This is a genomic window from Paraburkholderia terricola (assembly GCF_900142195.1).
GTDB classification, from domain to species: Bacteria; Pseudomonadota; Gammaproteobacteria; order Burkholderiales; family Burkholderiaceae; genus Paraburkholderia; species Paraburkholderia terricola.
On the sequence record NZ_FRAB01000015.1, the window covers coordinates 50388 to 66852 of the forward strand.

General features: G+C 63.8%; 16 protein-coding genes and 1 pseudogene. 5 read left to right on the top strand and 12 right to left on the bottom strand.

What is annotated here, in order from left to right; translation table 11 throughout:
• Positions 1 to 19: 19 nt before the first annotated feature.
• From BUE39_RS15195 to BUE39_RS15210, 4 genes are all read right to left on the bottom strand, one after another.
• Positions 20 to 439: a VOC family protein gene (locus tag BUE39_RS15195; RefSeq protein WP_073429582.1), complete on the bottom strand. Its 420-nt coding sequence runs from the start codon at positions 437 to 439 to the stop codon at positions 20 to 22.
• A gap of 228 nt (positions 440 to 667) precedes the next feature.
• The gene (tal, locus tag BUE39_RS15200; RefSeq protein WP_073429493.1) at positions 668 to 1621 is read right to left on the bottom strand and encodes a transaldolase; all 954 of its coding nucleotides are present in this window, start codon (positions 1619 to 1621) and stop codon (positions 668 to 670) included.
• A 204-nt stretch (positions 1622 to 1825) separates the two neighbouring features.
• Positions 1826 to 3001: a vWA domain-containing protein gene (locus tag BUE39_RS15205; RefSeq protein WP_073429583.1), complete on the bottom strand. Its 1176-nt coding sequence runs from the start codon at positions 2999 to 3001 to the stop codon at positions 1826 to 1828.
• Positions 3002 to 3094: 93 nt separating this feature from the next.
• The gene (locus BUE39_RS15210; RefSeq protein ID WP_073429494.1) at positions 3095 to 3937 is read right to left on the bottom strand and encodes an AAA family ATPase; all 843 of its coding nucleotides are present in this window, start codon (positions 3935 to 3937) and stop codon (positions 3095 to 3097) included.
• A 490-nt stretch (positions 3938 to 4427) separates the two neighbouring features.
• Here BUE39_RS15210 and BUE39_RS15215 point away from each other — a divergent pair, with 490 nt between their 5' ends.
• Both BUE39_RS15215 and BUE39_RS15220 read left to right on the top strand, forming a co-directional pair.
• Entirely contained in the window at positions 4428 to 4796 is a 369-nt protein-coding gene (locus BUE39_RS15215; protein ID WP_073429495.1) for a c-type cytochrome, read from the top strand.
• Positions 4797 to 4855: 59 nt separating this feature from the next.
• The gene (locus tag BUE39_RS15220; protein WP_073429496.1) at positions 4856 to 5239 is read left to right on the top strand and encodes a c-type cytochrome; all 384 of its coding nucleotides are present in this window, start codon (positions 4856 to 4858) and stop codon (positions 5237 to 5239) included.
• A gap of 95 nt (positions 5240 to 5334) precedes the next feature.
• On the opposite strand, the gene BUE39_RS15225 is transcribed toward BUE39_RS15220, so the two are convergent.
• From BUE39_RS15225 to rsxB, 3 genes are all read right to left on the bottom strand, one after another.
• Positions 5335 to 5769 carry a DUF1841 family protein gene (locus BUE39_RS15225; RefSeq protein ID WP_073429497.1) on the bottom strand — a complete coding sequence of 145 codons (435 nt, stop codon included), beginning with the start codon at positions 5767 to 5769 and terminating at the stop codon, positions 5335 to 5337.
• 139 nt (positions 5770 to 5908) lie between these two features.
• Positions 5909 to 6553 carry an endonuclease III gene (nth, locus tag BUE39_RS15230; protein WP_073429498.1) on the bottom strand — a complete coding sequence of 215 codons (645 nt, stop codon included), beginning with the start codon at positions 6551 to 6553 and terminating at the stop codon, positions 5909 to 5911.
• Positions 6554 to 6582: 29 nt separating this feature from the next.
• A complete protein-coding gene (gene rsxB / locus BUE39_RS15235) occupies positions 6583 to 7416 on the bottom strand; it encodes an electron transport complex subunit RsxB (protein WP_073429584.1) in 834 nt (277 codons plus the stop codon).
• 234 nt (positions 7417 to 7650) lie between these two features.
• Between rsxB and BUE39_RS15240 the strand changes: the two genes are divergently transcribed.
• Positions 7651 to 8283 carry a TetR/AcrR family transcriptional regulator gene (locus tag BUE39_RS15240; protein WP_073429585.1) on the top strand — a complete coding sequence of 211 codons (633 nt, stop codon included), beginning with the start codon at positions 7651 to 7653 and terminating at the stop codon, positions 8281 to 8283.
• A gap of 123 nt (positions 8284 to 8406) precedes the next feature.
• On the opposite strand, the gene BUE39_RS15245 is transcribed toward BUE39_RS15240, so the two are convergent.
• Positions 8407 to 9684: a polyhydroxyalkanoate depolymerase gene (locus tag BUE39_RS15245; protein ID WP_073429499.1), complete on the bottom strand. Its 1278-nt coding sequence runs from the start codon at positions 9682 to 9684 to the stop codon at positions 8407 to 8409.
• A gap of 181 nt (positions 9685 to 9865) precedes the next feature.
• Complete coding sequence (locus tag BUE39_RS15250) at positions 9866 to 11746, bottom strand: glycoside hydrolase family 15 protein (RefSeq protein ID WP_073429586.1); 1881 nt, start codon at positions 11744 to 11746, stop codon at positions 9866 to 9868.
• A gap of 239 nt (positions 11747 to 11985) precedes the next feature.
• Between BUE39_RS15250 and BUE39_RS15255 the strand changes: the two genes are divergently transcribed.
• Entirely contained in the window at positions 11986 to 12231 is a 246-nt protein-coding gene (locus BUE39_RS15255) for a hypothetical protein (protein ID WP_073429500.1), read from the top strand.
• A gap of 34 nt (positions 12232 to 12265) precedes the next feature.
• On the opposite strand, the gene BUE39_RS15260 is transcribed toward BUE39_RS15255, so the two are convergent.
• Together BUE39_RS15260 and BUE39_RS15265 are read right to left on the bottom strand one after the other, a co-directional pair.
• The gene (locus BUE39_RS15260; RefSeq protein WP_073429501.1) at positions 12266 to 12451 is read right to left on the bottom strand and encodes a hypothetical protein; all 186 of its coding nucleotides are present in this window, start codon (positions 12449 to 12451) and stop codon (positions 12266 to 12268) included.
• 97 nt (positions 12452 to 12548) lie between these two features.
• Positions 12549 to 12701 (bottom strand): DUF3096 domain-containing protein, encoded by a 153-nt coding sequence (locus tag BUE39_RS15265; protein WP_073429502.1) that lies wholly within the window; start codon positions 12699 to 12701, stop codon positions 12549 to 12551.
• Between the two features lie 249 nt (positions 12702 to 12950).
• Between BUE39_RS15265 and BUE39_RS15270 the strand changes: the two genes are divergently transcribed.
• Entirely contained in the window at positions 12951 to 14222 is a 1272-nt protein-coding gene (locus BUE39_RS15270; RefSeq protein WP_073429503.1) for a lactonase family protein, read from the top strand.
• Positions 14223 to 14349: 127 nt separating this feature from the next.
• Here the strand turns inward: BUE39_RS15270 and BUE39_RS36065 are convergent.
• Positions 14350 to 16188, bottom strand: a pseudogene (locus tag BUE39_RS36065) (DNA translocase FtsK); the annotation flags it as partial.
• Positions 16189 to 16465: the final 277 nt, after the last annotated feature.

Here is a 16465-nt window from a genome sequence, read left to right on the forward strand (position 1 = left end):
GGGGTAACCGGCACGGCGCTCAAACCTGCGGCGGCAGCGTCACCATCCACGTCAAACCGAAGCGGTCCACCGTCATCCCGAAGCCCTTGCTCCAGAACGTCGCGCCCCAGGGCATCAGCACCTGGCCGCCGTCGGCGAGCGCATTGAAATATTGCTGGGCGGATGCGGGATCCTCGACGGTCAGCGACAGGCTGAAGCCGCTCATGGGGGGCGCATCGGGATCGCAATGACCGTCCGACGCCATCCACTGGCTCGCGCCGAGCTTGACGTTGGCGTGCATGATCTTGTCTTCGAGACCAGCGCGCGGCGGATTCTGCGGGTCGGGCGGCGCGTCCTTGAAGCGCATCATGAACGTCACTTCCGCGCCGAGATGCTTGCCGTAATAGGTGAGCGCTTCCTCGCAGCGGCCGTTGAAAAACACATAGGGTTGAACTTGCATGATCGTCTCCGTGAACGTGAAATGAGCGGCGCCGCGTTCCCCGCCCACGAGCGGCGAGCGAGCGGGCGTGCAGACGATTGTAGTCGCCCGTTGCGGGGGCAGTTGTGACTTTAAGTCGTAGGAAGCGGGGTTCCCCGGCGCGTGCGAAAAGTCGTTCGTAAACGGCATGCGGCCCTGAACCGCAAGGCTCAGGGCCGCATGCTTCGGACGACCTTAACGCAGTGATTTTTAACGCAGCGCTTCGATCAGCTTTTCCAGTTTCACGGCGTCCGCCGCGAACGCGCGGATGCCTTCGGCGAGCTTTTCGGTCGCCATCGCTTCGTCGTTGACGAGGAAACGGAACGACGATTCGTCGACCGGCACGCGTTCGATGTCCGTGTCCCTGGCGATGTCCGCCGACAGCTTGCGCTCCACCTTGTCGGTGCTCTCGTGCAACTTTTGCAGCAGGTCCGGGCTGATGGTCAGCAGATCGCAGCCGGCCAGTTCCAGAATCTGGCTGGTGGTGCGGAAGCTCGCGCCCATCACCTCGGTCTTGTAGCCGAACTTCTTGTAGTACGCGTAGATGCGCTGCACCGACTTCACGCCCGGATCGTTCGCGCCGCCGTCTTTCGCTTCGTCCCACGCGCTGCCGGCGTTCTTCTTGTACCAGTCGTAAATGCGGCCGACGAACGGCGAGATCAGTTGCGCGCCGGCTTCGGCACAGGCCGCGGCCTGCGCGAGCGAGAACAGCAGCGTCATGTTGCAGCGGATGCCTTCCTTCTGCAGCACTTCGGCCGCGCGGATGCCTTCCCACGTGGAAGCCAGTTTGATCAGCACGCGTTCGCGTTCGATGCCGTGGTCCTTGTACAGCGCGATGAGTTCACGGCCCTTGGCGATCGAGCCTTCGACGTCGAACGACAGGCGCGCGTCCACTTCGGTCGAGACGCGGCCCGGAATGATCTTGAGGATTTCGGTGCCGAACGCGATCAGCAACTGGTCGATGATCGCGCCGACCGGCTTCGACGCGTGATCTTTCACGGTCTTTTCGAGCAGCGGCCGGTAGTCGTCTTTCTGCACCGCCTTCAGAATCAGCGACGGATTGGTGGTCGCGTCTTGCGGCTTGTACTGGGCAAGCTGCTGGAAGTCGCCCGTATCGGCGACGACGGTGGTGTATTGCTTGAGTTGGTCGAGTGCGGTTGTCATGTTCGGGCCTTCAGGGCGCAGGCGCGCCGTGGTTCAGGAGAAATGAGGTCGCCACCGGATCAAAACGAACGGGTTCCGGTGGCCGCGAGTCACGCTGCGGCGTTCGCCCCATGTTGCCGGGAAACGCCGCCGGATGCTTCTATTTTATGGCGGATCGGCTGATGCAGTGTTGACACTTGCCACGGACGATCCGTTCAGCGTCTGCTATTTGCTCAACATCCGCATCGCGGTTTCGAGGCCGGCGAGCGTGAGCGGATACATGCGGTGACCGAGCACCTCGCGAATCGCGCCGACGGACTGCCGGTACGCCCACAAGCCTTCCGGCTCGGGATTGAGCCACGCGTGCTGCGGGAAATGGTCCGCGAGGCGGCGCAGCCACACCGCGCCGGCTTCGGCGTTGTTGTACTCCACCGAGCCGCCCGGTTGCAGCACTTCGTACGGGCTCATGGTCGCGTCGCCGACGAAGATCAGCTTGTAGTCGGGCGTGAACTTGTGCAGCACGTCCCACGTCGGCATGCGCTCGGCGTGGCGGCGGCGGTTGTTCTTCCACAGGAAGTCGTACACGCAGTTGTGGAAGTAATAGAACTCGAGGTGCTTGAACTCGGCCTTGGCGGCGGAGAAAAGCTCTTCCGTGCGCTTGATGTGATCGTCCATCGAGCCGCCCACGTCGAGCAGCATCAGCACCTTCACCTTGTTGTGCCGCTCGGGCACCATCTTCAGGTCGAGCCAGCCGGCGTTCGCGGCCGTGCTGCGGATCGTGTCGGGCAGATCGAGCTCGTCGGCGGCGCCTTCGCGGGCGAACCGGCGCAAGCGGCGCAGCGCGATCTTGATGTTGCGCGTGCCGATTTCGACCTGGTCGTCGTAATCGCGATAGGCGCGCGCTTCCCACACCTTGACGGCCGTGCGGTTGCCCGCCGCGTCGCCGCCGATGCGCACGCCTTCGGGGTTGTAGCCGCCATTGCCGAACGGCGACGTGCCGCCGGTGCCGATCCATTTGCTGCCGCCTTCATGACGCTCTTTCTGTTCGTCGAACAGTTGCTTGAGACGCTCCATCAGCTTGTCGAGGCCGCCCATTGCCTCGATCTGCGCCTTTTCCTCCGGCGACAGATCGCGTTGCAGCTTCTTCTTCAGCCAGTCGAGCGGAATGTCGAAGGCGAGTTCGGAGGGCAGCGCGACGCCGTTGAAATACGCGCCGAACGCCTGGTCGAACTTGTCGAAATACTGTTCGTCCTTGACCAGCGTGATGCGCGCGAGATAGTAGAACTCGTCGATCGACGCCGCGATCACGTTGGCTTTGAGCGCCTCGAGCAGCGTCAGATATTCCTTCACCGACACCGGCAGTTTGGCGGCGCGCAGCGAGTAGAAAAAGTCGATCAGCATGCTGGGTCCTGTGCGGCGGCGGTTGCTGCGTGTGTATGGCGCGATGCGCTCTTCGACGCGGCGCTGGCGCCCGATCAACGGTTCAACGGTGGTTCAACGATTGTTGCGGTTCATGAAAATCAGCCGCTCGAACAGGCTCACGTCCTGCTCGTTCTTCAGCAGCGCGCCGTGCAGCGGCGGGATGATCTGCTTCTGGTCGGACGAGCGCAGCGCTTCGGGCGGAATGTCTTCCGCGAGCAGCAGCTTCAGCCAGTCGAGCAGTTCCGACGTGGACGGCTTTTTCTTCAGCCCCGAGACGTTGCGCAACTCGAAGAAGCTCTGCATCGCGGCGGCAAGCAGTTCCTGCTTGATGCCGGGGTAATGCACCTCGACGATCTGCTGCATCGTGGCCGGATCGGGGAACTTGATGTAGTGGAAAAAGCAGCGGCGCAAAAACGCGTCGGGCAGCTCTTTCTCGTTGTTGGACGTGATGATCACGAGCGGGCGCTGCTTCGCGCGGATCAGCTCACGCGTCTCGTACACGTAGAACTCCATGCGGTCGAGCTCGCGCAGCAGATCGTTCGGGAATTCGATGTCGGCCTTGTCGACTTCGTCGATCAGCAACACGGTTTGCTGCTCCGACTCGAACGCCTGCCACAGCACGCCCTTGACGATGTAGTTGGCGATGTCCTTGACGCGCTCGTCGCCCAGTTGCGAATCACGCAGGCGCGACACCGCATCGTATTCGTACAGACCTTGCTGGGCCTTGGTGGTGGACTTGATGTGCCATTGCAGGAGCGGCATGCCGAGCGCGGCGGCGACCTCCTCGGCGAGCATGGTTTTGCCGGTGCCGGGTTCGCCCTTGATCAGCAACGGACGCTTGAGCGTCATCGCGGCGTTGACCGCGAGCTTGAGATCGTCGGTGGCGACGTACTGCGATGAGCCTTCGAAACGCATGGCGAGATGCTCTTTTCGGTGAAAAAACCCAGTATAAGTCAGAAGGCCTGTTGGCTTGGAAGCGGCTCGCGTAGGGTGGCAGCCGCGATGTCGTACGCGTTGTTGTACGCGATGCGGGCGTCCGGGCGGCGTTGCCGAACGGACCGGAGGCGTGTCCGTGGCGCCGATGGGCGGGTGTTCCGGGCTCGCGAGCAAGAGCGGCGGCATTCGATGGCGGGCGCGAAGTCATGCAAGGCCGATGCAACGCCAATACGATGCCGACGGGCGCCGCGCGCGAGCCCGGTGCAAGCCCGGCGCGGCGCGGCAAAATGGCGCTAGCCGTGGCTTTGCGGCAGCCGGACCCGCCGCGGCCCCGCGCGGTGGACGTTCGGCGCGGCGTCGCGGTACAATTAGCCCGATTTTTTTGGCCTGCGTGGCTACCCTACAAGAAGAACGGCGCGGGCCGTTGCCTTTTTGGGCGCCCGTTTCCCCTCAAGCCAGGTTACATGCTATGAATAAATTCGTCGGCAAACACGTCGTGATCGCAGCGCTGTCGGTGCTCGCGGGCTATGCGGCCAGTGCGCAGGCAGCGGATGTCGTCGGCAACGCGAAGGCGGGCCAAGGCAAGGTCGCGATGTGTATTGGCTGCCACGGCATCCCTGAATACCGCACGGCTTACCCTGAGGTCTACCGCGTGCCCATGCTCGGCGGCCAGAATCAGGCGTACCTCGCGAACGCGCTGCACGGCTACAAGAAGGGCGATCGCCATTTCGAAACGATGCGCGCGATCACCGCGTCGCTATCGGATCAGGACATCGCCGACATCGCCGCCTACTACGCGGCGCAAAATTCCTCTTCGAAGAACAATCCCGACAAGTGATCGGCGTCGGTCATCCGTCCAGTCACTCGGTTATTTATATTCGCGGGATAGGAGAATTCATGAATAAGCCCCAACAGGCACTCCACACGGTGTTCAAGGCTGCATGCGCGTCGGCGGCAGTGATCGGTCTGATTGCAGCGAACGTCGCCCATGCCGCTGACGCAGGCAACGGCAAGGTGCTGTCCGACAGCCACAACTGCGCGGCTTGCCACGGCGTCAACCTGAACAAGCCGGTGAGCCCGGAGTATCCGAAGCTCGCCGGTCAGCACGCCGACTACGTCTACTGGGCGCTGCGTCAATACCAGATGGGCAACGGCAACCCGCATCTCGGCCGCAATAACGCGATCATGCAGGCCCAGGTGCAAAGTCTCTCGTTGAGCGACATGAAGGACATCGCCGCGTATGTCGAATCGCTGGACGGCGATCTGGTGCAGAAGAAGTAACGGCGTGCGCGCTGCTCGCGCGCTGGTTCCAGATTGAACGACACCCCGCTTTTGCGGGGTGTCGTGCTTTGGGGCTCGTGATTCGCGCGCCGGCCTCAGTCGCGCGTGGCGCGCTGCTCGATGCGCTGCAAATACGCGTCGGTGTCCGGCGGCGTGCCGGTGCGCTGCGCTTCCCAGATGGTTTCGCCGAGGCAATCCATGATCGCGTGCTGCGCCTCGTGCGTCGAACCGAGGCGTGCGGCGAGCCGCTCGTGCGCCGCGCGGATGCCGGGCGGCTGGTCGATCGACAACTGCTCCGTAATCGCCAGGTGCATCGACAGATGCAGGAACGGATTGGTCTGGCCGCGTTCGGGCGAGTAGTCCTGGGCCTGTGCGGCTTCGCCGTCGGTCAGATCGGCGTGGTATTCGGGATGTTCGACGATCCAGTCGGCGGCGATCGCTTCGAGCGGCGTCAGGATCTCGCCTTGACGCTGTTTGCGCCAGGTGTCGGTGAAAAAGAGGCGGACTTCGTCACGGCTGGGATTGAACATCGTGGGACCGGTGCGGTTGGTTTGACGCGTGCACGGCGCGTGAAGCTTGCGACGTGCATGAAGCGCGAGTGCAGGGCGCCATTTTACGCCGGGGCCAGGCGGCCTGCTGGCGATGCCTGGCGCCGTGGCATTCCCGCCCTCAGAGATCCGGCGGCGGCGTCTTCGGCCGGAATTCGCACAGCGGCTCGATCACGCAATGCCAGCACTCGGGCCGGCGCGCCTTGCAGACGTAGCGGCCATGCAGGATCAACCAGTGGTGCGCATCCTGCTTGAATTCCGCGGGCGTGAATTTCTCCAGCGCCGTTTCCACCGCGCGCACGTCCTTGCCGGGCGCGAGCCCGGTTCGATTGGCAACCCGAAAGATGTGCGTGTCGACCGCCATGGTCGGATGGCCGAACGCCGTGTTCAGGATCACGTTGGCCGTCTTCCGGCCAACCCCCGGCAGGCTTTCGAGCGCTTCGCGATTCTCCGGCACCTCGCCGCCATACCGGTCGAGCAGAATGCGGCAGGTCGCAATGACGTTCTTGGCCTTGGTCCGATAAAGACCGATGGTCTTGATGTAGTCGGCCACGCCTTCCTCGCCGAGATCGAGAATCTTTTGCGGCGTATTCGCGACCGGGAACATCTTGCGCATTGCCTTGTTGACCGAGACATCGGTGGCCTGCGCCGACAGCAGCACCGCAATCAGCAATTCGAACGGCGTGGTGTACTCGAGTTCGGTCGTGGGATGCGGATTGAGACTCTGAAACGTCTCGTAGATGGCGCGGCGTTTGTTCGCGTTCATGCGGAGCGGGCAGGTGCGTGGAGGTGAGGTTAGCGCTTCGTGGACGGCGTGTCGCTGTCGCCCGCGGCGAGTCCTAGACGGCGGCGGCGTGCTTCGGCGGCGTCGATCTGCGCCTGCACGTCGGCGCTGACGCGTTCGGTGTTCTGCGGGCCCTGGCCTTTGGCGGCCAGTTCTTCCTTCTTCTTGCGCGCGCGTTCGAGCGCGGCCTGGATGATCGCGCGTTTTTTCGCTTCGGCGTCGTCCGCGGCGGGTGTGGCGGGCGCGGTGGATGCTTGTTCGGCGCCGGCTTGCGGCGCTTGGGCGCTGGCGCCGCTGCCGGCGCGCCGCGCCGCCGCACGTGCTTCGGCCGCTTCGCGTTCGTGCGCAAGGCGGGCTTCGCGCCGGGTGTGGCGCTCGCGCGCGGCGTCGGCCTGAGCCTGGCTCCATGCGTTCCAGCCGGTTGCCTCAGCGGTGACCGGCAGCATCGAAATGCAATCGACCGGACAGGGCGGCACACACAGGTCGCAACCGGTGCAGAGTTCCGCGATCACCGTATGCATCTGCTTCGGTGCGCCAACTATCGCGTCCACCGGACAGGCCTGCATGCACAGCGTGCAGCCGATGCAAACCTGTTCGTCGATAACCGCCAGCGGACGCGGCCGTTCGACGCCATTGGCGGAATTGAGCGGGATCACCGGTTTGCCGAGCAGTGCGGCGAGGCGCGCGACGCCCTCGGCGCCGCCGGGAGGACACTGGTTGTAATTGGCCTCGCCGCTCGCAACGGCTTCGGCATAAGGACGGCACGCGGGGTAGCCGCACTTCGTGCATTGCGTTTGGGGCAGCAGATCTTCGATGCGATCTGCGAGTGTTTTGATCTCTGTCACGGTCACGACGTTGGGGCTTGCCTTGCGGCCGCACAGCTTGAACTAAATAGCACATTATCGCCGATTTCCCCAATTGCCATCCGCAATCGATGTGCCATAATCGAAGCGCTTTTTCGAAAGACCGCACGAGGGTGACCCCCAACCATGGCGCGCCCGTTCAACGCTGTCGGTGCAAGGCCCGAGAGAGGCCGGCGGCGCGATCCGGATAACGCGGCTCACGAAGACGATGCCACCATGAATCAGCCGAAAATCAAAAGAGATCCTGAAGGCACGCGGCGCCGCATTCTGCTTGCGGCGGCCGAAGAGTTTGCAAATGGTGGGTTGTTCGGCGCACGCGTCGATCAGATCGCCCGCCGGGCGGAAACGAATGAACGCATGCTGTACTACTACTTCGGTAGCAAGGAGCAGCTATTCACCGCGGTACTGGAGCACGCGTTCAGCGCGCTCAATGAAGCCGAACGAACGCTCGAACTGAACGGCGTGGCGCCGGTCGAGGCCATCACGCGTCTCGCGCATTTCGTTTGGGATTACTACCGTGACCATCCCGAGTTGCTGCGTCTCGTGAACAACGAGAATTTGCATGAGGCGCGGTATATGCAGAAGTCCACGCGCATCCGCGAAATGATCTCGCCGATCGTCGCCACGCTCGGCGCCATTCTGGAACGGGGCCAGCGCGCGGGGCTGTTTCGCAGCAACGTCGACCCGCTGCGCTTTTACGTGACGCTCTCGGGCATGGGCTACTACATCGTGTCGAACCGCTTCACGCTCGAGGCAACGCTCGGCCGCGATTTCAGCAGCGCGAGCGAACGCAGCGAAGTCGTGCAGATGAACACCGAGTTGCTGCTCGCGTATCTGTTGCGGAAATAGGCCGCCGGTTACCCGCGGACCGCGTAAGAACGTCAGGGACCAAGCTGTCGAGCCCAGCCCCAGCGTCAGAAACGACAACGGCCCCGTGAGAGGGGCCGTTGTTCTGCATCATGCCTGCGGTGCTCAGGCTTCGACTTTTTCCTTCGCTACGTTCGGCGCCTTGTTGTGCTCGAGAATGAAGTCGCGCAACTGCGGATAGATGATGGTGCGCCAGCGGCGGCCCGAGAAAATGCCGTAGTGTCCGCACTTTTCCGCGGTGAAGTGCTGCTTGTTCTTCTCCGGAATGCCGGTGCACAGATGGTGCGCGGCATAGGTTTGACCGTCGCCGGAAATGTCGTCCAGCTCGCCCTCGATCGTGAAGAGCGCGGTCCTGGTGATGTCTTGCGGACGCACCCGTTGCCCGGCCACGTCCCACGTGCCCTCGGCAAGACGGAACTCCTGGAACACCACGCGGATCGTGTCGAGGTAATAGTTCGCGTCCATGTCGAGCACGGCGTTGTATTCGTCGTAGAAGCGGCGATGCGCTTCCGCGTCGTCCTCGTCACCGCGCAAGAGGCTCTGATAGAAGTCCCAATGCGAGGCCGCGTGACGTTCCGGATTCATCGCGACGAAGCCGGTGTGCTGCAGGAAGCCTGGGTAGACCTTGCGCCCCACGCCCGGATAGTTCGGCGGCACGGTGAAGATCACGTTGTTCTCGAACCATTCATACGAGTGCTGGGTGGCGAGCGAGTTGACCGAGGTCGGACTCTTGCGCGCGTCGATCGGGCCGCCCATCATCGTCATGGTGCGCGGCGTGTCCTCACCGCGGCTCGCGAGCAGCGAAATGGCGGCGAGCACCGGCACGGTAGGCTGACACACCGAGATGACGTGCAGGTTCTTCGCGCCGATGTGGCGGATGAACTCCTGAATATAGGCGACGTAGTCGTCCAGATGAAACTCGCCGGCTTCGAGCGGCACCATGCGGGCGTCGATCCAGTCGGTCAGGTAGACCTTGTGGTCTTGCAGCAACGTGCGCACGGTGTCGCGCAGCAACGTGGCGTGGTGCCCCGACAGTGGCGCGCAGACCAGCACGACCGGCTCGTCCTTTAGTTGGGTGACGGCGTCGCTGTCGTCCGCGAAACGCTTGAAGCGCATCAGCCGGCAAAACGGCTTCTCGATGATCGTCTGTTCGATGATCGGGATGTTATGCCCGTCCTTGACGATCTGATGGAGGTTGAACTCGGGCTTCTCGTAGTCCTTGCCGAGCCGGTAGAGCAGTTCGTAACCGGCCGAGAGGCGCGTGGCGCCAGGCACATAGGCCAATGGACTGGCCGGATTCGCGAACGATTTCGACGCAGCCTGAGCCCAGGCGGTAAGGGGGCTCAACATCGCCCGCTGGAATTCGTGAAATTGGTAGAGCATGGGTGCTCCGGTTTCTAAGCGGTTCGCATGGGGGCTTCGCAAACACGCGTGTGGCGTTGCAGCGGGCCATTAGGTTGAAGGCACTTTGTTTTTTGGCCGACAGTCTGTTTGATCATATCGAACAAAGCGTGCTTGTGCAAAGCAGCAATTTACGTGCGGCGACCCGCAAATTGCCATTAAATCATGCTACTGGCGATGTTGCCGCGCCGCTATCGGGGCTTGCCGCAGACTTAAGTTCCTCCCCACCTGTGCCGTTATGGGACGGTTGCCCGGTGGCCCGCGCCATCTCCTGTTCGTGCTTCGTCAGGTTCAGGCCGGTATGCACCAGCGCCACGTGGGAAAACGCCTGCGGGAAGTTGCCCACCAGCCGCCCAGCGATCGGATCATACTCTTCCGCCAGCAAGCCGACGTCGTTGCACAGCCCGAGCAGTCTTTCGTACATCGCGACCGCTTCAGTCATGCGGCCTTGCAACGCGAGATTGTCCACCATCCAGAACGAGCAAGCGAGAAACGTGCCTTCGCCGGGCGGCAGGCCGTCGTCGTATTCGGTGGTGCGGTAGCGCATCACGAAGCCGTCGCGCATCAGGTCCCGCTCGATCGCCGCCACCGTGCCCTTGACGCGCGGGTCGTGCGGCGGCAGGAAGCCGAGCAGCGGCAGCAGCAGCACGCTCGCATCGAGCTGATCGCTGCCGTAGTACTGGGAAAACGCGTTGAGCGCGGGATTCCACGCCTTTTCGCAAACTTGCGCGTGGATTTTGGCGCGGGTGGCGCGCCATTCGTCGAGCGGGCCGTCGAGCTTGAACATTTCAGCCGACTGGATCGCGCGGTCGAAAGCGACCCACGCCATCACCTTCGAGAAAGTGAAATGCTGACGGCCGCCGCGCGTTTCCCAGATACCCTCGTCCGGCTCTTCCCAGATGGTCTCCAGGTGGCGCAGCAACGCGCGCTGCACGTTCCACGCGGTGTCGTCCGCCTGCAGGCCGCCAACGCGCGCCAGATGCAGCGCGTTCATCACTTCGCCGTAGACGTCGAGCTGGCGCTGGCCGACCGCGTTGTTGCCGATCCGCACCGGCTTCGCACCCTGATAGCCGGGGAGCCAGTCGATCTCGAACTCGGGCAGGCGCCGTTCGCCGGCGAGCCCGTACATGATCTGCAACTGGTCCGGCGCGCCCGCCATCACGCGGCCGAGCCAGCTGCGCCACGCGCGTGCTTCGTCGTAATAGCCGCCGCGCATCATGGCGAGCAGCGTGATGGTCGCGTCGCGCAGCCAGCAATAGCGGTAGTCCCAGTTGCGCGTGCCGCCGAGCTGTTCCGGCAGCGAGGTCGTGGGTGCCGCGACGATGCCGCCGGTCGGTTCGTATGCCAACGCTTTCAGCGTGATCAGCGAACGGCGGATCGGCTCGGCCCATCGACCTTCGATGGTGCAGCGCGCCGACCATTCGAGCCAGTGATTCTCGGTGCGCGCGAGCGACGAATGCGGATCGCGGGCCGGCGGAATCCGCAGATGCGACGCCGCATACGCGAGCGAAAACGGCACGCGCTCGCCTTCGCTCACCGTGAATTCGGCGAGCGTTTTCATGTTCTCGCCGCGCAGGTCCGCCGACGTGCGCAGCACGGCGGTATCGGGACCGACGATCGCCTTGATGCCGTTGTCGCATTTCAGGCGGTCGACCCATGGAATCGAAAAGCCGTAGTCGAAGCGCAGCACCAGTTCCATCTTCATACGGACCGTGCCGCGTTTGCCGACCACGATGCGCACCATTTCCGACCAGCCGTTGCCGGGCGGCATGAAGTCGATCAGCGTGACCGCGCCCTCGGGCGTTTCGAAATCCGTCTCGAGGACCAGGGTCTCGCCGCGATAGCGGCGCGTGACCGTGAACGGCGTGTCGGAAGCGGGGCAGATCTGCCAGCGGCCGTTGTCGGGCGTGCCGAGCAAGGCGGCGAAGCAGGCGCCCGAATCGAAGCGCGGCCAGCAGAGCCAGTCGACGGAACCTTCGCGGGAGACGAGCGCGGCGGTATGGCCGTCGCCGATGAGCGCATAGTCTTCGATGGGTGCGGGCATGGAGGGCGTGTCCGTAATGCGCGCGCGACGGGCGCGTCGCTTGGGTTCGTTGTCAGTCATTGTGGTGTGGGACCCGAGTCATGCGCGTTGGGTTCAGCACGCAATGCGGCAAAACGCGGCTTGGTAAACTGTCAAATCCCTGCCTACAATCTGATTTCAAACCGGTGCGCGGGGGCTTGTCAAAGCGCTCGTCGTCCTGGCTCATGGAGCGTGCAACACTGTTTCCGGGGACCAAAGCTATGCTGAATCCGTCGAAATCCGATTGCATCACAATTCTCTCGGCCGCCAGCGAACTTGCCGACGATTCCATGTTGCCGCTCGATCCCAGCCGTCTCGGTTTGAGCCGCAACGGCATGCTGACCGCCGCCGCCTTTCTGACCGAGCGGGCCTGCTTCCGGCGCTATCAGGAAGGTGACGGTCATTATGCCGTCGGCGCGCTGTCGTTGCAGGGTCGCTTGCGGCTCGAACAACTGTGCAACGGCTAAGTATCGGTTGAGATCGGGCTGAACCCGTGCTGGCTCACCCGATGAGCGGGCGGCGCTCAGCGCACGCTCGCGCGGGCGAGACGCGCCGGTCCGGCCGCACCCGCCGCCACGCCGCCTCGCCTTGTTGCCTGGTTTCCTCTTCAGTTTTGCCGTTCTCGTCCGCTTTCACCAACTCGCGCCAAGCCTCGCCGCCGCGCGTGCGCTTGCGCGCGTCAGCCATGCCACTCGGACGCTAAACCGGCCGGCGCCGCCGCCCGGTTTAGCGCCTCTTGCCGCGTTGCCTTGAACAACTGAACGCGGTGACCGTCCGCCGCCGCTCAGAAGTGCGACGCCCCCACGCCGAAGATTCCAATGATCCCGATGATGATCAGATAAAGCGCGACGATGTAGTTCAAGAGCCGCGGCATGACGAGAATCAAAATACCGGCGATCAGCGAAACGAGCGGGCCGAGGCTGAGTGTGACGTTCATGAAGACTCCCTGGTGTGAACGCGTGATGGTGTGAACGCGTGAAAGGCGATTGGAAAAAACACCCCGCGAGGCGGGACAATTGCTGCACATGCAACCAAGTACCGTGCAGCCGCTTAGCGATAGCCGGATTCGCTGCATGATCCGGCGCAACGCTTTTATACTTGCCTCGATAAAAACAACGCTCGACTGTACGCGCGGCAGACCATGGACACCATTACAACCGAATAACCCATGTTGAGGAGGTCTCATATGCTTCGTCGTCACCGGGCCGCGGCGCCCGCCGTCGCCGGTCCCCGCCCGCCTCGTGCTGCTGAATCCGCGTCTCGCCTGTCCGCCCGCTCGATCATAAAAGGTTTCGTGCTCATGGTCTCGATCGCCGCTTCGCATGCGTTTGCACAAGAGTCCGGCGCGGCTCCCGCGGACGGCGTCTACAACATGCTGATCGGCACCTATACCGGCGGCAAGAGCGAGGGCTTGTACGTCTACCGCTTCGACACGAAGACGGGCGAGGCGACCCGCGTGTCGGTCGCGCAGACGGTCAACCCCTCTTACCTGGTGGTGAGCCGCGATCGCCGCTTCGTCTACGCGGTCAACGAATTGCCTGGCGACAACGGCCCCGCCACGCAGCGCGGCGGCATCAGCGCGTTTCGCTTCGACGCCGCGAGCGGTCAGCTCACGTTCCTCAACAAGGTCTCGGCGGACGGCAACGACCCGTGTTATCTGAGCCTGTCGCCGGACGGCAAGTACTTGCTGAGCGCGAACTACTCGGTAGCGGCCGACCCCGGCGGCAGTTTCGCGGTGTTCCCTGTACAGGCCGACGGCCAGGTCGGCGCGTCGGTGCTCACGGTGCACCACGAGGGCAGCGGTCCGGTGAAGGGACGCCAGGACAACTCGCATGTGCACTCCACCGTGTTCTCGCCGGACGGCCGCTATCTGCTCGCTCAGGACCTGGGCGCGGACAAGCTCTACTCGTACCGCTACACGCCCGACGGCAGCCGCGGCCTGCTCGGCCCGACCGACTGGCGCTACACCCAGGCGAAGGCGGGCACGGGTCCGCGTCATCTAGTGTTCGGCGCGGACGGCAAGCAAGCGTATCTGACGAGCGAACTGAACGCCACGGTCAGCGTCTTCAATCATGACGACGGCAAGCTCACGCAAGTGCAGACGCTTTCGCTGACCGAGCCGGGCTTCAAGGGCGCGGTGGGCGCCGCGGCGATCCACCTCTCGCCGGACGGGCGCTTTCTGTACGCCACGAATCGCGGCGACGCGAACGAGATCGTGATCTTCTCGGTCGATCCCGCCAACGGTCATCTGAAGAAGGTCGGACATCAATCGAGTCTCGGCAAGTCGCCGCGCGAGTTCGCGATCGACCCGACCGGCAAGTGGCTGATCGTCGGCAATCAGAACAGCGACACCGTGTACGTGTTCAGGCGCAATCAGCAGAGCGGTTTGCTCGAAGCGAATCCGAAGCGCTTCGACGTCGGCTCGCCGGTGGACTTCAAGCTGGTTTCGCCGTCGTGAGTGTTGATGACGCGTGTGTCTGGAACACGCGTCGAATGAACAACGGGCCGCTTTGCAAGCGGCCCGTTGTTCTAGCGGCGAAGGTGACGGCTAACCGTCGCCGGTCACGATCGCCCGCCTCGCGGGATCATTCCGCCGGCCCCGGCGCGAGCACCTCGCGGCTGCCGTTGATGCCCATCGCCGACACCAGCCCCGCGGTTTCCATCTGCTCGACGAGACGCGCCGCTCGGTTATAGCCGATGCGCAACTGCCGCTGCACCGACGAGATCGACGCGCGCCGCGTGCGCACCACGAAAGCGACGGCTTCGTCGTAGAGCGGATCGGCTTCCGCATCCGGCGAATCGCCGAACAGGTCCTGCGCCGCGCCGCCTTCGGTGGCCGGGCCGTCGAGAATGCCTTCCTCGTATTGCGGCTCGCCGAACTGCTTCAGATACTCGACGATCCGATGCACTTCCTCGTCGGCGACGAACGCGCCATGCACGCGCTGCGGGTAGCCGGTGCCCGGCGGCAGGAACAGCATGTCGCCCTGGCCGAGCAGCGATTCCGCGCCCATCTGATCGAGAATCGTGCGCGAGTCGATCTTCGACGACACCTGGAACGCCACGCGCGTCGGAATGTTCGCCTTGATGAGCCCGGTGATCACATCCACCGAGGGCCGCTGCGTCGCCAGAATCAGGTGGATGCCGGCGGCGCGCGCCTTCTGCGCGAGCCGCGCGATCAGCTCTTCGATCTTCTTGCCGGCGACCATCATCAGGTCGGCCAGTTCGTCGATCACCACCACGATCAGCGGCAGCGGCGCGAGCGGCTCGGGCGCTTCCGGCGTCAGCGAGAACGGGTTGCCGAGCTTCTTGCCTTTCGCTTCCGTATCGCGGATTTTCTGATTGAAACCGGGCAGATTGCGCACGCCGACCGCCGACATCAACCGGTAGCGCTTTTCCATTTCGCCCACACACCAGTTCAGCGCGTTGGCCGCGAGCTTCATATCGGTGACGACCGGCGCGAGCAGATGCGGAATGCCTTCATACACCGAGAGTTCGAGCATCTTCGGATCGATCATGATGAGGCGCACTTCCTCGGGCGTCGCCTTGTAGAGCAGCGAGCAGATCATCGCGTTGATCGCCACCGACTTGCCCGAACCCGTGGTGCCCGCGACGAGCATGTGCGGCGCCTTCGCCAGATCGGCGACCACCGGATGGCCGGTGATGTCCTTGCCCATCGCCAGCGTCAACTGCGAATGCGAGTTCTGATAGACGCTGGCTTCGAGAATTTCCGACAGGCGGATCGTTTGACGCTTGGCGTTCGGCAGTTCGAGGCCCATGCAGGTCTTGCCGGGAATCGTCTCGACCACGCGGATCGAGGTGAGGCCGAGGCCGCGCGACAGGTCCTTCATGAGCCCGACGATCTGGCTGCCGCGCACGCCGAGCGCCGGTTCGACCTCGAAGCGCGTGATGACCGGACCGGCCGAATGGCCGACCACGGTGACCGGCACCTTGAATTCCTGTAGCCGCTGCTCGATCAGCAGGCCGGTTTCGATGAGCTTTTCCTCGGAGACGGGTTCGACGTCGGTATCCGCGCGCGCGAGCAGATCGAGCGTCGGCAACTCGACCATCGACGCCGCGGGCGCGCGGAATTCGAAGCCGTTGGCCGGGACGTGGCCGCGCAGCGGAACGCGCGGGATGGTGACCTCGGCGGGTTCCGCGGGTTCGGCCGTTTCCGTGGATGGCTCGGCTGCGAGGTGGGCTCGTGATGGCAGGGTCGGGGTTTCTGGTGCTTCATGCTGGGCAGGCGTCTCACGCACGCTAAATGCACTCGAAGCGGCCAATGCTGCCGGCGCTGCCGTGACAGCCGGAGTTGCCGAAGCGGCCAGCGCGTCAACCGGCTCAACGGCGGGTTCGTCTTCCATTGTCGCGGACGCCGACGGCTCCGCCCGAACAGCGAAGCCGGGGAAGCGAACCACGTTTGACGGCTGCGACGCGACGCTCTCCGGCTGGCGCGCGGCGGCAAGAATCGCTCCGTTGCGGGCTGCTCCATCGGGGAGGGCAGGAGAGTCGGCTGGTTGCGTCCCGGCCGTGGCGGTTCCTGCCGAATCGCCGACGGCGAGAGCATCTGGCGTCGAAGTCTGCGAAAGGGCTGAGGATGGACCGAACGGCCGTGTCGCGTCGACTGCGACTTGCGGTGTTGGGGCGTCCAAAGGCACAGCCGGCGCAGCGAATTGCCGCGCGCCTTCCCGATGCAATTCGCTG

Coding starts and splice junctions, on each gene's coding strand:
- BUE39_RS15240 (WP_073429585.1), top strand. CDS start 7,651: ATGAATCAGCCGAAAATCAAAAGAGATCCTGAAGGCACGCGGCGCCGC.
- nth (WP_073429498.1), bottom strand. CDS start 6,553: ATGAACGCGAACAAACGCCGCGCCATCTACGAGACGTTTCAGAGTCTC.
- BUE39_RS15265 (WP_073429502.1), bottom strand. CDS start 12,701: ATGAACGTCACACTCAGCCTCGGCCCGCTCGTTTCGCTGATCGCCGGT.
- BUE39_RS15205 (WP_073429583.1), bottom strand. CDS start 3,001: ATGCTGATCGACTTTTTCTACTCGCTGCGCGCCGCCAAACTGCCGGTG.
- BUE39_RS15220 (WP_073429496.1), top strand. CDS start 4,856: ATGAATAAGCCCCAACAGGCACTCCACACGGTGTTCAAGGCTGCATGC.
- BUE39_RS15195 (WP_073429582.1), bottom strand. CDS start 439: ATGCAAGTTCAACCCTATGTGTTTTTCAACGGCCGCTGCGAGGAAGCG.
- BUE39_RS15245 (WP_073429499.1), bottom strand. CDS start 9,684: ATGCTCTACCAATTTCACGAATTCCAGCGGGCGATGTTGAGCCCCCTT.
- tal (WP_073429493.1), bottom strand. CDS start 1,621: ATGACAACCGCACTCGACCAACTCAAGCAATACACCACCGTCGTCGCC.
- BUE39_RS15210 (WP_073429494.1), bottom strand. CDS start 3,937: ATGCGTTTCGAAGGCTCATCGCAGTACGTCGCCACCGACGATCTCAAG.
- BUE39_RS15270 (WP_073429503.1), top strand. CDS start 12,951: ATGCTTCGTCGTCACCGGGCCGCGGCGCCCGCCGTCGCCGGTCCCCGC.
- BUE39_RS15255 (WP_073429500.1), top strand. CDS start 11,986: ATGCTGAATCCGTCGAAATCCGATTGCATCACAATTCTCTCGGCCGCC.
- BUE39_RS15250 (WP_073429586.1), bottom strand. CDS start 11,746: ATGCCCGCACCCATCGAAGACTATGCGCTCATCGGCGACGGCCATACC.
- BUE39_RS15260 (WP_073429501.1), bottom strand. CDS start 12,451: ATGGCTGACGCGCGCAAGCGCACGCGCGGCGGCGAGGCTTGGCGCGAG.
- BUE39_RS15225 (WP_073429497.1), bottom strand. CDS start 5,769: ATGTTCAATCCCAGCCGTGACGAAGTCCGCCTCTTTTTCACCGACACC.
- BUE39_RS15215 (WP_073429495.1), top strand. CDS start 4,428: ATGAATAAATTCGTCGGCAAACACGTCGTGATCGCAGCGCTGTCGGTG.